Origin of the sequence: Flavihumibacter petaseus NBRC 106054, assembly GCF_000974785.1 — a bacterium.
GTDB lineage: Bacteria > Bacteroidota > Bacteroidia > Chitinophagales > Chitinophagaceae > Flavihumibacter > Flavihumibacter petaseus.
Map to the genome: position 1 here is coordinate 2,249,223 of NZ_BBWV01000001.1, position 19,471 is coordinate 2,268,693.

The window sequence follows — 19,471 nt, forward strand, 5'->3', positions numbered from 1 at the left end:
CCAGCAGTGCGGGTCGCCCAATCCACAAAAATCAGGCCGTAATTTACTAAATCAGGGCTAATGGGGGCTAAAGGATTTCTTAAAATAATGGTAACGCTAGGGGGAGTATTGTTGTTTTCCAGCGTAAATGCCCAATGGATAAGAGATTCCGTGGGTAAAAAAAAATTCCTGCTACAGCAGGAAAAAGTGCCTGTTTGTGGAAAATCCCTTAGCTTTTCAACCCTTCAAGATAAGTTTAGTGTAGTGCGGCTTGTTCCGGAAAGGCTGGTTGCAACCAATCAGTCGATGGTTTACTGGGGCTTTTTCTGCAGGTCGGAGTGGGCCCTGGAAAAAAGAACAGGGATCCCGCTGCGTTTCAGGCTGGGATCCCTGGATTATGTCAACCGGCTGGAAGGTAAATGAGTTCTACACCAACACCGACAAACTTCTTAATACAGCTGCGAGCCTTACGGCGTCATGAATGCGCTGTTTGTCTGTTCCATGCTGTACCAGATTCTTCTCATGGCTGGTCACACACATTTCGCAGCCATTCACGGCACTGACGGCAATGCTTACCAGCTCGAAGAATTCTTTTCCGATAACAGGATTTACCATAATACTCATCCGGATACCGGCCTGCGCATTGTTGTAGAAATCTTCATGCATGAAATGCCGGAACCGGTAATACACGTTGTTGGCTGCCATCAGGCTGGCGCAGCTGATCACCTCTGCGATTTCCTTATCGGTTGCTCCTGCGCCTTCGGCCAACCGGCTGAATGCGTCCTGCAGCAGGCTGTTTTTTTCATTCACCATAATGGCGACAGCCAGCAGATAAGCTTCTTTTGACGATAACGTTGCTGCGGTCAGCGAGTTATTGATATTGATCTTCAGATCACGCAGGTATTTTGCGTCAACTGCCGCCAGGGCACTCAGGTTGCTGGTCACTGCTTCCGCGGGCAAGCCGAGGTCGCGGAACAGGGCAACTGCATTATCTGTTGACGTTGGAGTTGTTCCGAATTGCATAAAATTATTTTTTTGTGGATCAGGCGGTCAGCGTGGCTTCGCCTTTCTGCCAGTTACAGGGGCACAGTTCGTCGGTCTGCAGGGCATCCAGCACGCGCAGTACTTCTTTTACATTGCGGCCAACATTGAGGTCGTAAAGGCTAACCCAACGGATGATACCCTGGGGATCTACGATGAACGTTGCACGGTAAGCGATCTTTTCGCTTTCCTCAAGGATGCCAAGTTCCTCTGCAAGCGTCTTGGAGGTGTCCGCCAGCATAGGAAATTGCAGTCCGCGGAGATCATCGTGATTATTTCTCCAGGCCAGGTGAACGAACTCGCTGTCAGTAGAGGCACCAACCAAAACTGTATCGCGATCTACAAAGTCATTATAGTGTTTGTTGAATTCGGCAATTTCCGTGGGACAAACAAACGTGAAATCTTTCGGCCACCAGAACATCACCAGCCACTTACCTGCATTTTTGATCTCATCATAGCTCAGGTCATAAAACTCTTTGCCTTTCTCGATAGACACTACAGACTTCTTGTTGAACGCCGGAAATTCAGCTCCCAGCGACAGTACTACATTTTTCATATTCATATCCTTTTTTGATTGCTTGCGGCCGCAAATTTCCAGCGTTTCTTTCTTCGGTCAAAAAAGAATACACCAACAAAGTTGATCTGCTTTGAATATGTTCGTGATGTGCAGCGTGTATCCATTGCCTGGAGCGCATCGCAGGGGCGGATAAAAAATATCTATGAAGTATAGAGAAAGCTGATGTTATGTTTCAGTTTGCTGAAATTCCGGGAGCATTGTTTGGTTTTGTACCCGGAGGCTTCGGCAGCCAGGGCATTTCCGGTATTGGCGCAGGAAGCCGGTAAAGGTCCAGTCTCAGGCTGTCGGACCATCCATTCGGATTGTTGACAAAGCTTTTGCTGCTGAAATAGATTTGCCCCTGCACGTTGGGTGTTTCGCGGCTTGCCCTGACCTGCCTGGGGAGCTGCGTTTTGTCCTTCCAGGCAGCATTTACATTAGCCTTGTAAATTCCGAGTCCGATATAGCAATGGCGGCCATAGCTGTGCTCGCTCCACCATTTCAGCAGCGTGGCATAGTCGGCTGCCTTATGTCCGAATTCAAAATAGATCTGGGGCGCCACATAATCGATCCAGCCTTCCCTCAGCCAAAGCAGGATATCAGCATAAAGATCATCATAGTTGGTTTGTCCACCCCTGGTATTACTGCCAAGGGAGTCCTGGTCTTTATTCCTCCAGATGCCAAAGGGGCTGATGCCAAACTTTACCCACGGCTTTTCCTGCTTGATGGCACGAGATAATTGTACGATAATGGAGTCGACATTACTCCGGCGCCAGTCTGCACGGGTCATTCCGGCTCCGTAGGCGATATATGATCTGCCATCAGGGAATTCCTTTCCTGCGATGCGATAGGGATAGAAATAGTCATCGAAATGAATGGCATCTACATCATATCTTTTTACAATATCCTGCACCACTTTTACCACAAACTGTTGTGCGGCTTTATTTCCCGGGTCGAAATATTTTTTGTCGCCATAATTCAGGAACCATTCGGGGTTCGCACGGGTAACATGGTCGGCAGCCGGTAAGGTTTGTTTCAGGTTGAAGATGGCGCGGTAGGGGTTCAGCCATGCATGGAATTCCAGTTTACGGGCATGCGCTTCTGCAATCATGAACTGCAACGGATCATAATAAGGAGCCGGTGGTCTGCCCTGGCGGCCGGTAAGCCATTCGCTCCACGGCTCATAGGGAGAAGGGTAAAAGGCGTCTGCGGCGGGACGAATCTGCACGATCACGGCATTCATACCGTTGCGCACGTGCATATCCAGTAATTTGATATACTGTGCCCGCTGTTGTGCGGGGTCAGTAGTGCCGCGGTCGGGCCAGTCGATATTGTCTACGGTGGCGATCCAGACGGCCCTGAATTCAGCCGGTGCCATTTCGACAACTGCTGAGGGGGCAGGCGATGGAATAGTATCCTGCATTTGGGCGGATGCGAAGTGGAAAAAGGTACAGATCAGTGCAAGCGTGCAAGCGGTTTTCTTCATCTCGTTATTTTCAGTCCAGCGAGTTGCGCAATTTATCCAGCAACCCGTTGAGTTGAGAAGCTTCTGTTTCGTCAATATGTAATAAGAGTTGTTCCCACTCGCTTTCGTGTTCGTCGAGAATGGTGAGCAACTCTCGTCCTTTATCTGATATGGTTACATCCACCAGCCGCCTGTCGGAGGGGCACACAACTTTCTGTACCAGTTCTTTTTTGACCAGACGGTCCACAATGCGTGAAGTGTCACTCATCTTGTCAAGCATCCGCTGTCGGATCTGCAGGGTGCTTAATGGTTCACCCGCGCCGCGCAGGATGCGAAGGATGTTGAACTGTTGATTTGTCAGGTCATACTGGTCGAGGTAACGACGTGTGTTCTCCATCAGCCAGTTGTAAGAATAGATCAGGTTGATCATTGCCTTCTGGTGTTCATTTCTGAACTTAGGCTGATTGATGTCCGTGTTGAGGCTCATAGAAAGTGGTTCAACTTTAAAATTACAGAAAATGGCCAATGCATCGGCAGGATTGTGTCATCCCCACACTTTGGTACCCTCAGAGCAGTTTGCGCAAATATCGATATTGGCACGGCTTTCGAGCACGCCCGCCCGAAAATCGCGGTAGGCTTTCTCCTGCCAGATTTCCTTGAAAGGTTTCCCTTTCAGGTCGCCGAGCCGGTGTTGGGCGTCTTTATCAAAACAACATGGTACCACCAGTCCATCCCAGGTGATCACGGGTGAATGCCAGGCCCGCCAGCAATGATTGCTCAATCCGTTTTTTAGCTGCATATTGCCTTTCTGGTCGCGGCGATACCGGCTGAACCGGTCAAGTGTCGGGATCAGACCATTTGGATCAGCGGCATAATCGTAAACCTGTGCAGTCTTGTACCAGATATCATCCACTCCGATCTCGTTGGCCAGTGCCCTGGCAGTTTCGATCTGGTGCTCATTCGGTTTGACCACCAGGAACTGAAAAACCACAAAAGGCGTATTGCTTTTCAGTTCATTTTTCCACCGTACAATGTTTCTGGCGCCTTCCAGTACTTTTTCCAGCTTGCCGCCGACGCGGTATTGCTGATAGACTTCCTGAGTAGTTCCATCTATCGAGATGATCAGGCGATCAAGGCCGCTTTCAACTGTTTTTCGCGCATTCGTATCTGTCAGGTAGTGGGCATTTGTGGAGGTAGCAGTATATATTCCTTTAGCCGACGCATATTTTACCATTTCCAGGAAATCCGGGTTGAGATAAGGCTCTCCCTGAAAATAAAATACCAGATAGATGAGTTCTTTGTACAGCTGATCAATGGTATCACGAAAGAAGTTGCGCTGCAACATCCCGGTTGGCCGGGTAAAGGCTCTGAGACCGCTCGGGCATTCCGGGCAACGAAGGTTGCAGGACGTGGTCGGTTCAATTGCTATGGAGATCGGAAACCCCCATTGTACGGGCTTTCTGGTGAATTTGCTGAAGTAATAGCTGGCCAGAACTTTTCCGGCATTCCATGCACGACGAAGGGTGAGCTTTCGCAGGAGATTGAATGAATCGGAAATTTGAGGCATATGCAAATATAAGTTACTCTATTTTTGGAGCCTGATGCCTAAAAAGAAAACCTCGCTTGTTCCGGGCCCTAAATCGCTGCTGTCGCTTCTGATCCTGGCCGTTATAGGATTCGGCACCTGGTGGTGGTACAAATCCACCCTTCCGGATTTTGTACGGTATGATGCATTCGGCATAGATATTCCAACCGAATTTTCTATTCACGGCATCGATGTATCGAAATATCAGGATCGCATCAACTGGGAAGCAGTAAAGGAAATGGAGGTGGAAGATGTCCGGATCGGGTTCGTATTTATCAAGGCAACAGAGGGGTTAGGGAATATGGACGCCTGTTTTCGCCGGAACTGGGAAAAATCGGCTGAAGCCGGTCTTCCCCGTGGCGCTTACCATTTTTTCCTGGCTCCGAAAAGTGGCGCAGAACAGGCAGAGAATTTCATCCGCCGCGTGGAATTGAAACGGGGAGATCTGCCTCCTGTGATCGATGTGGAACAGAGCTACGGCGTATCGGGCGACAAACTGCGCACAGAAGTAAAAGCATTTCTCGATCGGGTAGAAGCGCATTATGGGGTCAAGCCCATCATCTATACGAATGTTGATTTTTACAACCGTTACCTGAAAGACCAGTTTGATCAGTATCCGCTTTGGGTGGCGCATTATCTCCGGAAAGACCGCCCCCGTATTGCCCGCAATTGGGCTTTCTGGCAATACAGTGAAAGCGGTAATGTAAATGGCATCCGGCCCCGGGTGGACTTTAATGTATTCAATGGAGATTCAACGGATTTCTATAACCTGCTGATGGAGTAGTAAATTTGCGGCATGAGTAATATGGAACAGGATGCCAAAGACCTGCTTAGCCGCACTATCCTGACAATTTCGGTAGGGTCGCTCTGGTTGTTGATCAATTCCACTTTCGGTCTGGGCTTCGGATGGTTTTTCTTTGACCGTCGTCCAACACTCGGTAATTATATTTTCTACGTATGGTTCCTTGTCACCGGCGTTTTCCTGGTGCTGTTTTTTATCAGGATCTGGAAGAAGAAATTCAAGGTTGACTAGGTTGCCGTGACCGTTTTTTCAACTGTGCCTGATACTTATCGTAAATCACGCGGCTCATTGGTTTTTCATACACTTTGCTTTCTACCCACGATATAATATCAAGATAAGCGAAAGCCCTTGTTTCGAAACGGCTCTTTTCGAGGTGCTTGATTTTGTGCAGGAAGTTTTCCAGTTCGGGTTTCATCTTGCGGGGGGATACGCCGAAGGAATGCCGGATAAACCGGAACATCTCCTCTTCCACAACAGTAAGATTTTTCATCTTGGCCATAAAGCGGTACACCGATTTGATCAAAGATTCTATGATATCGTCGTTCCCCAGCTCGTAGTGGGCCAGCATATGCATGAGCCGGGCGTAACACTGCAGGTCAATGCGCAGGTCTGCTGAAGTATCATAAATGATCTTCTGCAGATAGTCGATGCACGTGTTGTAATCTCCGCTGCCGAAATAGAGCGTAGCGAATTTATAATTGAATACCACGATGCGGTGGGGGTCAACGTAAAGCCGGTACTCTTCGAGATTGGCGGCAATGGTGTCAACCAGTTTAAGTCCCTCTTTGAACATTCCGGTCATCAGGTGCCAGTTCAGGCGCGCACTGTTGATATAGATGTCGGTATGGATCCGGAAATTGTCGTGCTGTGCAGCTATAGGCGTCGTAGCGAATTCCTCAAATTGCTTCAGTACGACTTCGAATGGGCCGAAATTCCGCAGGTCGAAATGAGCATTCAACAGATTGTGCATCCCCTTGATGTAGTGTCCGATCTCCACTTTCTTCATCACTTCATTGCCATCAAATATGTCGACCCATTTCTGCGCATAACGGTAATACATGAGGAAATCCTGCCGGATAAAGGCGTACCAGGTGTAACTCTGATAGAGGTAAAGCTTTTCATAAAAATCTGTCAGCTGGAAAGCGTCTGCGGGAAGTTGTTCCCGGAAGTACTGGCGGATACCGGCTTCATCTTTTTCGTTACGGGCATGGCCGTTCTTCACATACCAGCCATAAAGCTGCAATGCGAGGTTAGATAACCTGGTAACCCGTTCTATATGGCTGCTGATCTCTGATGCTTCCTGGGTAAGCTTTTCAGTCTTTTCCTGGATGGTCCGTGTAATATGCAGGGTTTCGATCTTTTTTTCCAGGGAGATCACCTGCGCCAAATAATTGAATTTACCATTGGCCTTTGCCTGTTCTCGCGCCCTTTCCAGGATCTTCAGTGCCTGGTGTTTCAGGCCCTTATGATAGAGGATCCGGGCATTATCGAGCTGTTCCGAGAGTTGCAGTTCCAGCGTATCTGTGCTCTTGAGGTCGCGCAGACTGGCCAGCAACTGCTTGTAAAGGTGGGTTTTGATATTGTTAAGCTGCGGTTTCTGGATGGAGGGCAGTTTCTTCAGCAGGATCTTCTCATCATAATCCTCCAACTTGTCCAGTGTATCGAATAGTTCTACAATTTTCAGGTCCTCTTTTGCTGAACTACGCTTGATGTAAAGCTTAAAATGCCGCTTTTCCGCCTTATGAAGAGATTTTATTAATTGAAATAATGCGTCGGTGGATCTGTTGGGCATCATAAGAGTTTTTTCCGGAAACGCTTGTTAGGCAACGTTTTAGACGCAAAAGTACCCCTTTTGGAGTAATAAAAACCGGTCAAATATGATTTGACCGGCGCAAATTCCTGGAATACTTTTACATCAGAGTTCAGGGAAAAAGAAAAAATACAGCAAGCAATCGCTAAAGAGGCAAAGAATCGTAGAGGTCTGAAAAACAACTGAACTTTAAAAAAGCCCTCCCAGTAAAGGTTTCAAAGGCAGGGCTTCTAAAAAGATCTAAGCTTTTTTTTATATGGCAAGCAATCGTTAGAGGTCGACTGTGTCTACAGTGGACCTTCTTTTTTTCTGTAAACGGGAGTGAAGATAACAGCCGCCTACTATTTCTCCAAAATTATTTTCATAATTTTTTAACAGTATTTTTTTAAGGGAAACATGTAAAAACCTTGTTAAGGGAAATGATTTTGAAGTCAATTAATTGATAAGGTCACCAGCGGGTTTGCCTTCCGTTCTTTCTTCCTGGACTTTACTTCAACCTCAATTCATATTCCGGTTCTGCACGATTTTTCGGCCCGAGTAAACACCCGGATAGGGTCCGGAATTGGAAGTAGCATTAACGACCTATCTTATATGGTTTTAACATGGGTTTTGCTCATCACCACGGCCAAAACCCTATTTTTAGCAAACAATTGTAACCCATGTCATTACTGAACAACAACAAGAACGCCAAAGACAAAAAGAAAGGTACAGCTAACCAGAAATCAGGATTTGCCGCCAACATAAAGGGAAAGACCAATACAAAAGCGGCTTCCCGCCAAACGAAACTGACCGGTGGGGCGCAGCGCGGTTCCTGATGAACGCGTAATATTTTCCCCTTCCTATGACGGGGCCCGCCTGTAATTTTCTGGCACCGCGTTTTTATAGGCTGAACAAAATACTGTCATGGAAGTCTTGCCTCGGTTACAACACCGGAAATGGGCTAAACTACATACCGACACCATCGCGGCAGCCAAAGCAATTCAGCTGGTATATGTTAAAGACAATACTGACGGCATCCGGCGCCAGCGTACCGGCAAAGGTTTCAGTTACCGTTACAAGGATGCTGCAATCAGGGACAAGGATATTTTACAGCGTATCCGGCAGCTTGCTATTCCTCCAGCGTGGGAAAACGTCTGGATCTGCTGGCTCCCCAACGGTCATATCCAGGCAACGGGTATCGATGCCCGAAAGCGCAAACAATACCGCTACCATCCGCAATGGAATGATCTGAGAAGGGAAACTAAATTCCATCACCTGCTCGAATTCGGAAAATGCCTGCCGCAATTAAGATTGCAAGTGGAAAAGGATCTGGCAAAAAAAGAGCAGACAGAAGATAAAGTTATTGCGGCTGTGATCAGCCTGATGGAACGCACTTATATCCGGATCGGTAATGGGCAATATGAAAAAGACAACGGTTCCTACGGTCTCAGTACCATGAAGGACCAGCATGTAGCCGTTAACGGTAATACCATCCGGTTCGCTTTCAAGGGAAAGAAAGGCATCTTTCATGATGTAACTATCCGCAACAGGCAACTGGCAAAGATTGTAAAAGCCTGCCGGGATATTCCGGGCCGGGAATTGTTCCAGTACTACAATGAAGCGGGTGAACGATGTGCCGTTGACAGCGGTGCCGTTAACCGTTATATCAAGCAATTCGGGGGAGAACCCTTTTCAGCAAAAGATTTCCGGACCTGGGCGGGCTCGTTGGGCATGTTGAGGGCCTTTCGTGCCATGGATGAAGCTATATTGCAAAAAGAAAAGAAAAGTAATGTGTTGAACGCGCTTGACCAGGTAAGCACCCTTCTTGGTAACACGAGAACCGTCTGTAAGAAATACTACGTACATCCGGCAATCATCGAAAAATATGAGTCTGATGCTTTGTCCGGTTATCTTGATTCCCTCGACAATATTGAAAAAAATGATGGTAAAGCCGGCCTCACGCCGGAAGAGCAGATTTTGATGCGACTTCTGACTGCAGTACGGCAATAGTCGGTATTTTTCGGGATATTTGCCGTTTCAAGAACCGGGATTGTTTATGCATGAATATTTATCTGGACTCAATGAGCGGCAAAAGCAGGCCGTACTGCACAAGGATGGTCCGATCATGATCGTGGCTGGCGCAGGAAGCGGCAAAACAAAAGTTCTTACCACACGTATTGCGCACCTGATGGCTTTCCACCGGGTGGATGCTTTTAATATTCTCGCGCTGACCTTCACCAACAAGGCAGCACGCGAAATGAAGGAACGGATTGAAAAAATCCTGGGAAACGCCGATGCTCGAAACCTTTATGTGGGAACCTTCCACAGTGTATTTGCACGTATCCTAAGGGGAGAAGCTCACCGGCTGGGCTATCCCAACAGTTTTACCATCTATGATACCGATGATGCAAAGGGGGTTCTGAAAACAGTGATCAACGAGATGAATCTCGACGATAAACTGTATAAACCCAATGTTGTTTATAACCGGATCTCCAGTGCCAAGAACGCACTGGTGAACCCGGCCGAATATGCAGTTGATTATTATATTCAGCAGGAAGATGCGCGGAGCAACCGGCCGGCAATTGCCCAGATCTATGACGCATATGCCAAGCGTTGTTTCAAGAACGGAGCGATGGACTTTGACGATCTGCTGATCAAAATGTATGAATTGCTGAAGAACTTCCCGGAATCACTGCATAAGTTTCAGCATAAATTCAAATACATCCTCATTGACGAATATCAGGATACCAACCCCGCACAATATGAGGTCATCAAGCTGCTCGCAGCCGCCCACGAGAATGTTTGTGTAGTTGGAGATGATGCACAAAGTATCTACTCCTTCAGAGGGGCGACCATCCAGAATATCCTGCAGTTTCAAAAAGACTATGAGGATGTGACTGTTATCAAACTGGAACAGAACTATCGCAGTACCCAGAATATCCTCAATGTAGCCAACGAGATCATTTCCAATAACAAGAATCAGATCCCGAAAGAACTTTGGACGGAAAATGCCGAAGGAGAAAAGATCCGCCTGGTACGTACGATGTCCGACAACGAAGAAGGTAAGTTTGTTGCAGACACCATCCAGGAACAAAAACTGCGGAATCATTTTTCCAACCGCGATTTCGCCATTCTCTACCGGACCAATGCCCAGAGCCGCGCCTTTGAAGAAAGCCTCCGGCGAATGGGAATAGCCTATACAATGTTCGGTGGTGTAAGCTTTTATTCAAGGAAGGAAATCAAGGATTTTGTAGCCTATCTCCGCGTGGTCGTCAATACCCGTGATGAGGAGGCTTTGAAAAGGATCATTAATTACCCCGTCAGAGGTATTGGTAAAACAACCATCGACAAATGCGTGCTATTTGCAAATACCCACAATATTTCCATGTGGGAAGTGCTGGAACAGGCCCCACGTTTTGGTTTCAAGGGCGGCACACTGGAATCCATAGAAAACTTTGTGGTTTTCATCAAAGGATGCCAGAGCATGCTGCAACTGAAAAACGCTTATGAAGTGGCGTTTCATGTCGGGAAACAGACCAATATCGTAAAAGAACTTTTCAATGATAAGACAACAGAAGGGTTGCAACGTTATGAAAACGTGCAGGAATTGCTGAACAGTATCAAAGAGTTCACGGAAACACCCAGTAACGATGACGGAGAAGTAGGTGATAAGGGACTTTCCGCTTATCTGCAGCAAATCACGCTGTTGACCGATGCTGATGAAAAAGATCCTAACGCGGATACGGTGAAACTAATGACTATCCACGCGGCAAAAGGCCTGGAGTTTCCAGTTGTTTTTGCAGCAGGTCTGGAAGAAATGCTTTTCCCTAATGCCATGAGCATCAATACCCGGGAAGAGCTGGAAGAAGAGCGGCGCCTGTTTTATGTGGTGATTACCCGGGCAAAATCGAAACTCTGGATCACGTATGCGAACAGCCGTTATAAATTCGGACAGCTGGTTCAGAATGAACCCAGCCGTTTTATAGAAGAAATTCCCCAGCAATATCTCGACAGAAGCTTTGCCGGAGGCGGAATCCGCAACCAGGGAACCAGTTTTGCCCAAGGCTCTGCGTTTGATCGCATGCGTGGCTTCGGGGCATCGGAGCAGGCTGAAAAGCTATACGGCCCGCCACCTTCAAAACGTAAAGACACTGTTCCTGCCTATGTGCCGCCGAAATCAGCTCCCAAAGTAGTAGAGCATAAGCCATCGCAGGACTTTGTTCCCAGCGACACCAGCAACCTGCAGGCGGGACAAAAGGTGGAGCACCAGAAATTTGGATTCGGTACCGTAAGCAAAATGGAGGGGAGCACGCATAATCCGGTTGCAACTGTACTTTTTGACCTCAATGGCGAAAAGAAGATCATGTTGAATTATGCAAAACTGCGGATAGTGGAGTAAATTTGTTATATAAACCTTGCTCCACACATGAGGAGAATTCTACTTCCCGCCTTTTTATTGACCAGCTATTTTCTTTCGGCACAATACCGTCAGGATTCAACGGCTGTTGTCAACCTGTTGAAAGCCGATTACGCCACCTTGGCAAGTTTTGATAGTGTACGTCACAAGCAGAACGTGACATACGATTACCTGTTGGTTGAGGAAGGGGAAGTCTGGAGTCTTGCGCGGGAGCTGGAGTATTTCAGGGAAAAGGCCATCAAAAAACAACAACGCGCTGATGAATTCTCCATACATTCTGTAAGGGTCAGCGGAGCAACAGCATATGCTGTTTATGATCTTAAATCAGTGATTAAGACAAATGATAAATCCAGAAATTATCATTGGCTGGAGACAGCCATTTTCAGGAAAGTGGGCAATCAATGGAAGATTGCGCTGATCCATTCTACCGAAGTTATGCCACATCAATAATCAATTCAGTACGGGGATAGCACCACCGTTTTTCTTTTTAAACAGGCTGTATTGTTTTTTGAACAATTCCGCTTTGTTGTAATGAACGGGTAAAACCCGGGAATTTCCGGCGAGTGTACGTTCGTTCACGTTAATAATGCCTGATGCCGGCGGCTTCGATTGTTGCAGCATCTTCCCACCGGCAAACAATGTGGCTGCCAGTAGCGGAATTGCGATGAAGTAAAATGATTTCATGGAATAAAGTTTATGCCCGCAAACCTACTGCGCGGATACTTCAGATCGATGCCCATCGTGAATGAATCGTTAAAAAAGGTGGTTGAATTGTAATTCTTTTTAATGCAACGTTTTATTGCCCGGATATTGTCAGGAAGGTGAACTATTAAACCTGTCCACGATGAGATTCTACCTTTTCCTTTTGGGACTTGCCTGCCTGCTGGCCGGCAGTTGCAGCAAATCCGCCGAGCCACCGGCCGACTCCCCTTCTCCTCAGGATAAGGAGATCCTGATGCGCGTCTTTACGGCGCCCGGGGGCCTACGCGATCCGGAAACCACTCAGGCAAGTCTTAAGATTACTATCCTGAAAGCCAGTAACAGTAATGTTCATACGGAAGTGGTATACGACACCCTGGTACGAATGCGTAAACTGCATGAATTCCCCGGTCCCAAAGAGCCAATGGAACTCGGAACCTCCATCCGGCTAAAAGTACCCGGGCATGATCTGTTGTCTATAAGCTATCAGATATTTTATCAGGGAGGGCAAAAGTGGGAAACCATATCAGGAAATGCAGCTGTGCCGGCAAGTAATAGTCCCTTTCACTATGACATTAAGTTGTAGGATGGTCGTATCTTAAAGGTACAATTTCACTGCATGCCGAAATACCCGAAGTTATTCTGGATGGCTGCATTTTATTTTATGCCTGTTGCCGTTAAAGCACAGGCAAATGCATCAGAAGCAAACCTCCTGCTGGATGCGGAGCAAATGCAGTTTCCAACCTACCTGCAAAAATTGAACATTGAACCCGGACTGAAAGATTCCCTGGCCTATTTTGCAAGATTTGGCACGGATACCCTTCAGACCTACTTCAATGCCGCTACCGGAAAAACCGATGCTGAAAAGAGGATGGCGCTGACTGCTGCCCGTTACTGTCTCCAATTGGTAAGGGCATCACTCGAACAGGAGCGTATTGTTCAGTACGATATTCCCAGCATTCTGCATACTTATCCGCGTCTCGCGAAAGCGATTTTCAATCACCGCGATATTCGCGGGTATACGGCCAATTTTGGTGCAAGGAGGACCCAGTTGATGGCGGATATCTTTCGCCAGTATGATGAAGGCAAGGCATTGCAGCAATTGGCTGATGTGCGAAGGGTGGGTGTGAGTACCGGCAATATTTTTCCCTTTCTCGAAAGAACTCCGGATTTCCGTTACATGGATACTGTGCTGATCTATATCGCTGAAAATGAACCCATGCTGATGGTAGACTACCTGAACCGCAACAGCAACCCAATTACAGAAAAGATCGCAGGAATGAATCACCCGGTGTTAAACCAGCTGGTATTACTGAAGGGTGACCGCAATGCTATGGAAATGGCCCCGCTGGCAGCTGAAATGGCGGACGGTGACCTTACCAGGGAACAGATTCTCAATCTCCGTACCAATGATGTACCAGGCTACTATCAGTTGCTGGTAAACACCGTTCAGGAAAATCGCACAAAAAGGCTGAACGGAGGACCCGCCGGGATGCAGCCCTCTCTTAGGGATGCGCTACATCAGAAAGCAACGGCATTCTTCATCAATCCGATCAATAAACTGCATGAAGCAAAGGATGCCGTGCGATTCAAAAGCCTTCAACGACTGAGAACCATAGACCTCTATTACCTGCTTGTGTCTGATGAGGACGAATTATATACATCGAGTTTTTTGGGAGTTTATAAGCGAATGATGGAAGCGTTGCCGGAGGGGCACTCAGACTCGCTGCTGTATACTGTTCAGTTTGATCAGTTCAGAAAATTCATTCGAGGCTGTTCCCATTATAATGTACTGAGCGATTACCTGAACAATATGCCCGCAGCATCACGGCAGTCACTATTGAAAAACTTCATTTCCAATGTTGATTCCAGTTATGAAACAGGTATCGAAGATGCCATGGATGTAGCCGATGCCTTTGTCGGCCTGGCGCCTGATCCGGTTTATGGTGAACTGGTCGCGGATCTGTTACAGGAGAATATCCGCCGTTGCCAGACATCGGGATCCTATTACGGAACAAGGTTATACACAATCCTGCGCGAAGTTTACCAGATGGCCAGGTATCCGGAACAGGCCAATGCTATATTCCGCAAACTGGGCAATTATGAAACGCTGTCTGTTGATTCACTTCGCGAAGGGGATACTTCGGTAAACCAACTGGTTGTTTTTTATGGCGACGAAGATGGTAAAGCTTCTTTCCGGAGTTTCATGAGTCTCTTTAAAGACAAAAAACTCTGGGAAGTGGTACAACAGGATCAATGGACAGAAATCCGTTCACTTGCCATGCAGCAACCCATCAGGATATTTGCCAACCAGCCAAAAAGTTCGGAGGATGGTTCGGATGAACGTGCACAGGTCGCATTGCTGTCATACCTGCAGGAACAAAAGATCCGGCCCGGTATTATCATTCACCGCGGGCATAGCTATCACCTGCCGACAACACTGGAATACCTTCAGCCGTACATGAAACTGGCCATACTCGGATCCTGCGGGGGCTATAAGAATATTCTTACAGTGGCTGCAAAAAGCCCGGCTGCACAAATTATAGCCACCAAACAGGTAGGCTCCATGCTTATTAACGATCCGATGATTCAGGAGGTCAATAATCTGCTGGGTAGCCATGAAGACATTCACTGGCCGGAATTCTGGGCAAAAATGGAAACCCAGTTCAGCAAATCGTCGTTTACGCACGACCTTTTTGCTGAATATATTCCGCCTTATCGCAACCTGAGCCTGTTTGTGATCCGCCTGTATAACCAGGATTCAGGAGGTTTCTGACCGGCTCAGCGTTTAGCAGCTGCCAGTGCCTCTTTTAATGCGACCACAACGCCTTTGGTGTTGCCGATAAAAATTTTGTCATTTACGATGGCAACAGGACGTTTGAGGAAGGTGTACTCTTCCAGGATCCATTTGCGGTAATCTTTTTCCGACAACTTCTTTTCGTGTAGTCCAAGCCCCCTGTATTTCAAGGCCCGCCGGCTGAAAAGCGCTTCATAGCTCCCGGCCATTTGCTTCATTTCATCCAGCTGGTCCGCCGTTATTTTTTCCGTTTTGATCTCTTGTAGAACGGCACCGGATTTCACCGCATTCACCTCTGTAAGGATTGCCTGGCAGGTGTCGCAGTTACCTAAATGATATATCTTTTTCATAATTTGCTCAGCCTGCAAATTTATCATCATGAGATACTTCGCGTTATTTTCTTTTTTACTGATAAGCCTGGCAATTTCGGCCCAGGGAAATGCTGATCAACAGATCCGGAAATTACTGGCTGAGCAGGAAGCTGCCTGGAATCGCGGAGATATAGCTGCTTTTATGAAAGGCTATTGGGAGTCTGACTCCCTGATGTTTATTGGCTCGAAAGGCGTCACATATGGTTATAAGGCAACATATAATCGTTACATGACTACCTATGACAGTCCGGAAAAGATGGGCCAGCTCAAATTTACCCTGTTGCATGTTAACCCACTTGCGAAAGGGGTATACCAGGTAGTGGGAAAATGGCAGTTAACGCGAACAGTCGGCGATATTGGCGGTTACTATACCCTTTTATTTAGATTTATAGGCGGGCGATGGGTAATCATCTGTGACCATACCAGTTAATATTGTAATAAAAATCGATTTTTTGCTACCAATACCTGACAAGCTAGTTTTTTGGAAGAGAAAACATTTCTGAAGCTTATCCGGGAAAATCAGGGAATTATTTTCAAGGTGGTGTCTTTTTATGCCGCAGATGCGGAAGAAAAAAAAGATCTCTACCAGGAAATCTTATTGCAGAGCTGGAAAGGCATTAACAGTTTCCGGGGCGATGCGCAGTTCAGCACCTGGCTTTACAGGGTCTGTCTGAATACTGTGTTCACCAGCCGGCGTAAACGGGTCCCATATGTATTTACGGATGTTATTCCTGAAACAGGGACTGCTACAACTCCGGCAGCTTTCGAAAAGGAAGATATCCAGGCGCTTCACCATGCACTGCGGCGTCTGTCCGACGTTGACCGGGCCATTGCGCTACTTCATCTCGATGGTTATGGTGTATCCGAAATCGCCGGTATGCTTGGGATCTCCCCCAATCATCTTAGCGTAAAATGGTATCGTATCCGCCAGCAACTGGCTAAAATTCTAAAACCTGCCCATCATGAATAATCAACAGCACTGGAACGACTGGCAACCGGTGGATGATGATCTGGACAGGCTTCTGCAACCGGGCTTCACCAGGCGTACCCAACCGCAGCAACCACTTCTGAAGCTGAAAAAGGCACTTCGTAATAATTTATTCTGGAGTTTGGGAATTACCCTGATGTATATAATTCTGATGGTATACTTTCAGTTCTGGGAGATACAACTCGCACTTTTTGTCACATCCTTATTTAACGGCTGGCTGATGTGGAGCGCCTGGAAACTATACCGTCAGATCGATAAGACGATCGAATCGCAGGCGCCACTGCTGGAGACGCTTAAAATGCATCATAGTGAAATCAGCCGGTGGGGACGCGTGCAATTGAAACTGGCACTATTGGTATACCCTTTTTCCGTTGCCGGTGGTTATCTGCTGGGGGGTATTGTCGCAACCGGGTTGCCAGTAGACGCGCTGATGTCACAAAAACGTTTTTTTTGGGCACTGCCTGTTACGATCATTGTATTGGTACCTGTGAGCTATCTTTTGGCCAGATGGTTGTTCCGGGCAGCGTTCGGCGTACATCTCGACCGGCTATCCGAAAATATCCGGGAACTCGAATCTGAGGAATAGGACGCTATCTGCGCTTACTAGTAAAAAGTCCCGCCACCAGGCGGGACTTTAGTTTCTATCAGGTGCAATCAGTTACCGTTATTTTCCGCCGACCAGGAATTTGCGGGTTGTCATTGTGCCATCACCACTTCTGATCTGCAACAGGTAGGATCCGGGTGCCAGCTGACTTACAGGAATTCTGAAAAGGTTATTGCCGCTCACTGCAGATTGTTTTTGCAGCAGCAATTCACGGCCTGTCAGATCAAACACTTTCAATTGCAGGTCATCCTTACGTGCAGCCGGATAGCTGACAAACAGGATCTGGCTGGCAGGGTTCGGATAGGTGGCCAGTTTTGTGATCAGCAACTGTTGCTGTTCATCTGCAATGGTCTCCCTGCTGTTTGCGTTGACACTGTTTGTTGTAGCTGCCAGGTTATTGCTGGCCGCCTGACTGCTCACACGACTCGTACTATACGGCGGTGAAGTGAGGGAGATCGGCTGGGATTTGGTCTCTATCCGCAAGCTATAACAGTGGTCAGGATCAAAAGTGCCATCATTGCTTACAATCTTCAGCCTGTAATAGGTGTCATCGGCGCCGCCGTTGTAGACAAGCACCCGTGAGGTACTGTTGTATACGGTAGATGTGGCTAGCTGGTTGCCAAATTCATCATACAGGTAGATGTCATAGTTGGCGGTAAGTCCCCAGATGCTTATCCGGATATAGTGCCATGGCGCCCAGGTCCTGAAGCGGAACCAATCTTCGTCGGTTGCGCTGCCTATATTGGCTGTGTATGTCTTGTCACCAGTGATGCCCTTGTACTGGGTAAATGCATTGTTTGGTTCATAGATATCTGTACAGGCCGGTGGTGGTGGTGGCGGTGTAGCGGTTTCCGGAAGCGCAAGCCTGTCAAAATGGATCAATGCGAGACCCGCACTATTGACGATTACTGGTGCGGCAACATTGTCATGGCTACGATAGCTCACATGAGTGGGATTCGTAGTTGTGCCGGCGTTTCGGCTGAAGCTCACCAGGATGTTTCTGCCACTGATGGCTGTGCTGGTCACAGTAAAGCTGCCACCGTCCAGGCGAAACAGGCCGGAACAATCGCCATTCTGGGAAAAGGTGGTTGATTGATCCTTGAGCGTTATACTGATCTGGTTTGGTTCTCCTGTGGGGAGGAACCCACTGAAAGTGGTGGATTCCGGTTCGGGAGAATTAATGGTAGCGGGAAGGCTGTTTTCATTGTAGAGATCCCTGCGCATCAGTTTGGATACCCAGTCGCCCATGTTTTTGTAGCCGTCATAGAAATTGTAGTGGCAATAGTTAATGGTGCCACCGTCAAAAAGCTGATTGGTATTGCTTACTGATAATGTCTGTACGTCCGCTGCATCCAGGTCCAGCTGCCGCTGGGCTTCCTGAATTTTGAGGCAATTGTCTGCAGTAGACATTCCGCAACCAAAACGGATCTGGAAGATATAATAATTGGTGAGGCCCGGGTAATCCTCTTTCCAGTCTGCCTTCAGATTGTTGAAAGCAGTCTTGTATTGATCCGTGGTGAGCGCAGAGGAACTGAGCGACCCGACTATGTCAGATTCTCCCTGGAACCAGATAATGCCCCTGATGGAATTTGCGAGTCCGGCTTCCTGAATTCGTGCCAGCAGCCGCCCGTAATTGGTGGACGCATCGGTGTGATTGCCGTCGTTTCGCTGGAAGAACCACATAGCCTGACCCGGTGCCGATCCATTGAAGAGGGCGATAGGAATGTTTTTGGATCCGGCAAGGTTTGACGCCATCCGCATGCCCCACTGGCCGCATTGGCCATCCTGGTCATAATAGGAGTTTCCTTTACCGATGAACCAACCATGAGTATAGTTGCTGGTAGCACTGCCGTTTCCGTATACGCGAACCCAGTTGCGGTTCGGTGCGTTGGAAGGATCGTCAGCATTATTGGCTGTGCTGTAGGTGCCGCGCAGATTTGCAGTTGCATTGGACTGCCCCTGGATAATGTAGGCATCGCCTGCAACAACGTTGTTCACCGTGGCAATCTGTGTTTCCTTAAAGTTCTTGTACCCGTAAAGCACAAATTTGTAAGTGTGCAGTTCCGCAGTGATTTCCGGGGAAAAAGAAAAAGTTGTTGTGGGCCCGAGGTAAAACAACGTGTAGTTCGTTGTTGACTGCAGGTTGCCGTCCCTGTACTTCTTTAACCTGATCTGGGTATAGTTGGTGGAAGCGCTTACCGTACCGGTAATATCAACAACTGCTTTGTTGGTATTGAGGTCGCGCGGATAAAGCTGATAGTCCTTGGGGAATTTGGTGAGGGTGACCTGCGCCGTTAAACCAGAAGAGACTACCGACAAAACCAGGAAACAGAAAGTAACAGGCAGCACCTTGCGCATGCTGCAAGTGTAAAAATGCT

The 19,471-nt window shown here is 47.7% G+C and carries 21 protein-coding genes; 12 read left to right on the forward strand and 9 right to left on the reverse strand.

Translation table 11 applies throughout. The annotated features are described in order from the left end of the window. Positions 1-87 precede the first annotated feature (87 nt). A complete protein-coding gene (locus FPE01S_RS09315) occupies positions 88-402 on the forward strand; it encodes a hypothetical protein (protein WP_157473946.1) in 315 nt (104 codons plus the stop codon). A gap of 3 nt (positions 403-405) precedes the next feature. Here FPE01S_RS09315 and FPE01S_RS09320 read toward each other — a convergent pair whose 3' ends face one another. The 5 genes from FPE01S_RS09320 to FPE01S_RS09340 form a co-directional block, all read right to left on the reverse strand. After that, the gene (locus FPE01S_RS09320) at positions 406-1,002 is read right to left on the reverse strand and encodes a carboxymuconolactone decarboxylase family protein (RefSeq protein ID WP_046368407.1); all 597 of its coding nucleotides are present in this window, start codon (positions 1,000-1,002) and stop codon (positions 406-408) included. Positions 1,003-1,021: 19 nt separating this feature from the next. Further along, positions 1,022-1,576, reverse strand: a complete 555-nt coding sequence (locus FPE01S_RS09325) for a peroxiredoxin (RefSeq protein ID WP_046368855.1) — start codon at positions 1,574-1,576, stop codon at positions 1,022-1,024. A 193-nt stretch (positions 1,577-1,769) separates the two neighbouring features. Continuing rightward, the gene (locus FPE01S_RS09330; RefSeq protein ID WP_072053966.1) at positions 1,770-3,062 is read right to left on the reverse strand and encodes a glycoside hydrolase family 10-like protein; all 1,293 of its coding nucleotides are present in this window, start codon (positions 3,060-3,062) and stop codon (positions 1,770-1,772) included. Positions 3,063-3,072: 10 nt separating this feature from the next. Continuing rightward, entirely contained in the window at positions 3,073-3,528 is a 456-nt protein-coding gene (locus FPE01S_RS09335) for a MarR family winged helix-turn-helix transcriptional regulator (protein WP_046368408.1), read from the reverse strand. A gap of 57 nt (positions 3,529-3,585) precedes the next feature. Then, positions 3,586-4,608: an SPASM domain-containing protein gene (locus FPE01S_RS09340; RefSeq protein ID WP_046368409.1), complete on the reverse strand. Its 1,023-nt coding sequence runs from the start codon at positions 4,606-4,608 to the stop codon at positions 3,586-3,588. A 34-nt stretch (positions 4,609-4,642) separates the two neighbouring features. Here FPE01S_RS09340 and FPE01S_RS09345 point away from each other — a divergent pair, with 34 nt between their 5' ends. Both FPE01S_RS09345 and FPE01S_RS09350 read left to right on the forward strand, forming a co-directional pair. Further along, positions 4,643-5,410, forward strand: a complete 768-nt coding sequence (locus tag FPE01S_RS09345) for a glycoside hydrolase family 25 protein (protein ID WP_046368410.1) — start codon at positions 4,643-4,645, stop codon at positions 5,408-5,410. A 12-nt stretch (positions 5,411-5,422) separates the two neighbouring features. Next, positions 5,423-5,659, forward strand: coding sequence for a hypothetical protein (locus FPE01S_RS09350; RefSeq protein WP_046368411.1), 237 nt, complete (start codon positions 5,423-5,425; stop codon positions 5,657-5,659). Here the strand turns inward: FPE01S_RS09350 and FPE01S_RS09355 are convergent. Continuing rightward, positions 5,646-7,223: a hypothetical protein gene (locus FPE01S_RS09355; RefSeq protein WP_245623969.1), complete on the reverse strand. Its 1,578-nt coding sequence runs from the start codon at positions 7,221-7,223 to the stop codon at positions 5,646-5,648. The genes FPE01S_RS09350 and FPE01S_RS09355 overlap by 14 nt on opposite strands. A 674-nt stretch (positions 7,224-7,897) precedes the next feature. Here FPE01S_RS09355 and FPE01S_RS25870 point away from each other — a divergent pair. The 4 genes from FPE01S_RS25870 to FPE01S_RS09370 all read left to right on the forward strand — a co-directional run bounded on the left by FPE01S_RS25870 (position 7,898) and on the right by FPE01S_RS09370 (position 12,084). Further along, positions 7,898-8,053 (forward strand): hypothetical protein, encoded by a 156-nt coding sequence (locus tag FPE01S_RS25870; RefSeq protein WP_157473947.1) that lies wholly within the window; start codon positions 7,898-7,900, stop codon positions 8,051-8,053. An 88-nt stretch (positions 8,054-8,141) separates the two neighbouring features. Beyond that, the gene (locus tag FPE01S_RS09360; RefSeq protein WP_046368412.1) at positions 8,142-9,227 is read left to right on the forward strand and encodes a DNA topoisomerase IB; all 1,086 of its coding nucleotides are present in this window, start codon (positions 8,142-8,144) and stop codon (positions 9,225-9,227) included. Between the two features lie 46 nt (positions 9,228-9,273). Further along, on the forward strand, positions 9,274-11,616 hold the full coding sequence (locus FPE01S_RS09365; RefSeq protein ID WP_046368858.1) for an ATP-dependent helicase: 2,343 nt from the start codon (positions 9,274-9,276) through the stop codon (positions 11,614-11,616). A 27-nt stretch (positions 11,617-11,643) separates the two neighbouring features. Beyond that, a complete protein-coding gene (locus FPE01S_RS09370; protein WP_046368413.1) occupies positions 11,644-12,084 on the forward strand; it encodes a nuclear transport factor 2 family protein in 441 nt (146 codons plus the stop codon). Here FPE01S_RS09370 and FPE01S_RS09375 read toward each other — a convergent pair whose 3' ends face one another. Beyond that, on the reverse strand, positions 12,085-12,318 hold the full coding sequence (locus FPE01S_RS09375; protein WP_046368414.1) for a hypothetical protein: 234 nt from the start codon (positions 12,316-12,318) through the stop codon (positions 12,085-12,087). It abuts the gene before it with no gap. Positions 12,319-12,478: 160 nt separating this feature from the next. Here FPE01S_RS09375 and FPE01S_RS09380 point away from each other — a divergent pair, with 160 nt between their 5' ends. Together FPE01S_RS09380 and FPE01S_RS09385 are read left to right on the forward strand one after the other, a co-directional pair. Next, positions 12,479-12,919: a hypothetical protein gene (locus FPE01S_RS09380; protein ID WP_046368415.1), complete on the forward strand. Its 441-nt coding sequence runs from the start codon at positions 12,479-12,481 to the stop codon at positions 12,917-12,919. Between the two features lie 33 nt (positions 12,920-12,952). Then, complete coding sequence (locus FPE01S_RS09385; RefSeq protein WP_046368416.1) at positions 12,953-15,109, forward strand: hypothetical protein; 2,157 nt, start codon at positions 12,953-12,955, stop codon at positions 15,107-15,109. A gap of 5 nt (positions 15,110-15,114) precedes the next feature. On the opposite strand, the gene FPE01S_RS09390 is transcribed toward FPE01S_RS09385, so the two are convergent. Continuing rightward, positions 15,115-15,480, reverse strand: a complete 366-nt coding sequence (locus tag FPE01S_RS09390) for an arsenate reductase family protein (RefSeq protein ID WP_046368417.1) — start codon at positions 15,478-15,480, stop codon at positions 15,115-15,117. Positions 15,481-15,508: 28 nt separating this feature from the next. On the opposite strand from FPE01S_RS09390, the gene FPE01S_RS09395 reads away from it, so the two are divergent. Genes FPE01S_RS09395 through FPE01S_RS09405 form a run of 3 tightly spaced genes read left to right on the forward strand, consistent with a single transcriptional unit; the run spans position 15,509 to position 17,075 of the window. Beyond that, positions 15,509-15,931 (forward strand): YybH family protein, encoded by a 423-nt coding sequence (locus tag FPE01S_RS09395; protein ID WP_046368418.1) that lies wholly within the window; start codon positions 15,509-15,511, stop codon positions 15,929-15,931. A gap of 51 nt (positions 15,932-15,982) precedes the next feature. Then, a complete protein-coding gene (locus FPE01S_RS09400; protein WP_046368419.1) occupies positions 15,983-16,471 on the forward strand; it encodes an RNA polymerase sigma factor in 489 nt (162 codons plus the stop codon). Further along, positions 16,464-17,075: a hypothetical protein gene (locus tag FPE01S_RS09405; RefSeq protein WP_046368420.1), complete on the forward strand. Its 612-nt coding sequence runs from the start codon at positions 16,464-16,466 to the stop codon at positions 17,073-17,075. The genes FPE01S_RS09400 and FPE01S_RS09405 overlap by 8 nt, the downstream gene beginning before the upstream one ends. A gap of 78 nt (positions 17,076-17,153) precedes the next feature. Here FPE01S_RS09405 and FPE01S_RS09410 read toward each other — a convergent pair whose 3' ends face one another. Next, positions 17,154-19,451 (reverse strand): T9SS type A sorting domain-containing protein, encoded by a 2,298-nt coding sequence (locus FPE01S_RS09410; protein ID WP_169749150.1) that lies wholly within the window; start codon positions 19,449-19,451, stop codon positions 17,154-17,156. Between the last annotated feature and the right edge of the window lie 20 nt (positions 19,452-19,471).

Excerpts from the sequence above, each read along its gene's own strand:
- FPE01S_RS09315 (WP_157473946.1), top strand. The coding sequence starts at position 88 with ATGGTAACGCTAGGGGGAGTATTGTTGTTTTCCAGCGTAAATGCCCAA.
- FPE01S_RS09320 (WP_046368407.1), bottom strand. The coding sequence starts at position 1,002 with ATGCAATTCGGAACAACTCCAACGTCAACAGATAATGCAGTTGCCCTG.
- FPE01S_RS09325 (WP_046368855.1), bottom strand. The coding sequence starts at position 1,576 with ATGAAAAATGTAGTACTGTCGCTGGGAGCTGAATTTCCGGCGTTCAAC.
- FPE01S_RS09330 (WP_072053966.1), bottom strand. The coding sequence starts at position 3,062 with ATGAAGAAAACCGCTTGCACGCTTGCACTGATCTGTACCTTTTTCCAC.
- FPE01S_RS09335 (WP_046368408.1), bottom strand. The coding sequence starts at position 3,528 with ATGAGCCTCAACACGGACATCAATCAGCCTAAGTTCAGAAATGAACAC.
- FPE01S_RS09340 (WP_046368409.1), bottom strand. The coding sequence starts at position 4,608 with ATGCCTCAAATTTCCGATTCATTCAATCTCCTGCGAAAGCTCACCCTT.
- FPE01S_RS09345 (WP_046368410.1), top strand. The coding sequence starts at position 4,643 with ATGCCTAAAAAGAAAACCTCGCTTGTTCCGGGCCCTAAATCGCTGCTG.
- FPE01S_RS09350 (WP_046368411.1), top strand. The coding sequence starts at position 5,423 with ATGAGTAATATGGAACAGGATGCCAAAGACCTGCTTAGCCGCACTATC.
- FPE01S_RS09355 (WP_245623969.1), bottom strand. The coding sequence starts at position 7,223 with ATGATGCCCAACAGATCCACCGACGCATTATTTCAATTAATAAAATCT.
- FPE01S_RS25870 (WP_157473947.1), top strand. The coding sequence starts at position 7,898 with ATGTCATTACTGAACAACAACAAGAACGCCAAAGACAAAAAGAAAGGT.
- FPE01S_RS09360 (WP_046368412.1), top strand. The coding sequence starts at position 8,142 with ATGGAAGTCTTGCCTCGGTTACAACACCGGAAATGGGCTAAACTACAT.
- FPE01S_RS09365 (WP_046368858.1), top strand. The coding sequence starts at position 9,274 with ATGCATGAATATTTATCTGGACTCAATGAGCGGCAAAAGCAGGCCGTA.
- FPE01S_RS09370 (WP_046368413.1), top strand. The coding sequence starts at position 11,644 with ATGAGGAGAATTCTACTTCCCGCCTTTTTATTGACCAGCTATTTTCTT.
- FPE01S_RS09375 (WP_046368414.1), bottom strand. The coding sequence starts at position 12,318 with ATGAAATCATTTTACTTCATCGCAATTCCGCTACTGGCAGCCACATTG.
- FPE01S_RS09380 (WP_046368415.1), top strand. The coding sequence starts at position 12,479 with ATGAGATTCTACCTTTTCCTTTTGGGACTTGCCTGCCTGCTGGCCGGC.
- FPE01S_RS09385 (WP_046368416.1), top strand. The coding sequence starts at position 12,953 with ATGCCGAAATACCCGAAGTTATTCTGGATGGCTGCATTTTATTTTATG.
- FPE01S_RS09390 (WP_046368417.1), bottom strand. The coding sequence starts at position 15,480 with ATGAAAAAGATATATCATTTAGGTAACTGCGACACCTGCCAGGCAATC.
- FPE01S_RS09395 (WP_046368418.1), top strand. The coding sequence starts at position 15,509 with ATGAGATACTTCGCGTTATTTTCTTTTTTACTGATAAGCCTGGCAATT.
- FPE01S_RS09405 (WP_046368420.1), top strand. The coding sequence starts at position 16,464 with ATGAATAATCAACAGCACTGGAACGACTGGCAACCGGTGGATGATGAT.
- FPE01S_RS09410 (WP_169749150.1), bottom strand. The coding sequence starts at position 19,451 with ATGCGCAAGGTGCTGCCTGTTACTTTCTGTTTCCTGGTTTTGTCGGTA.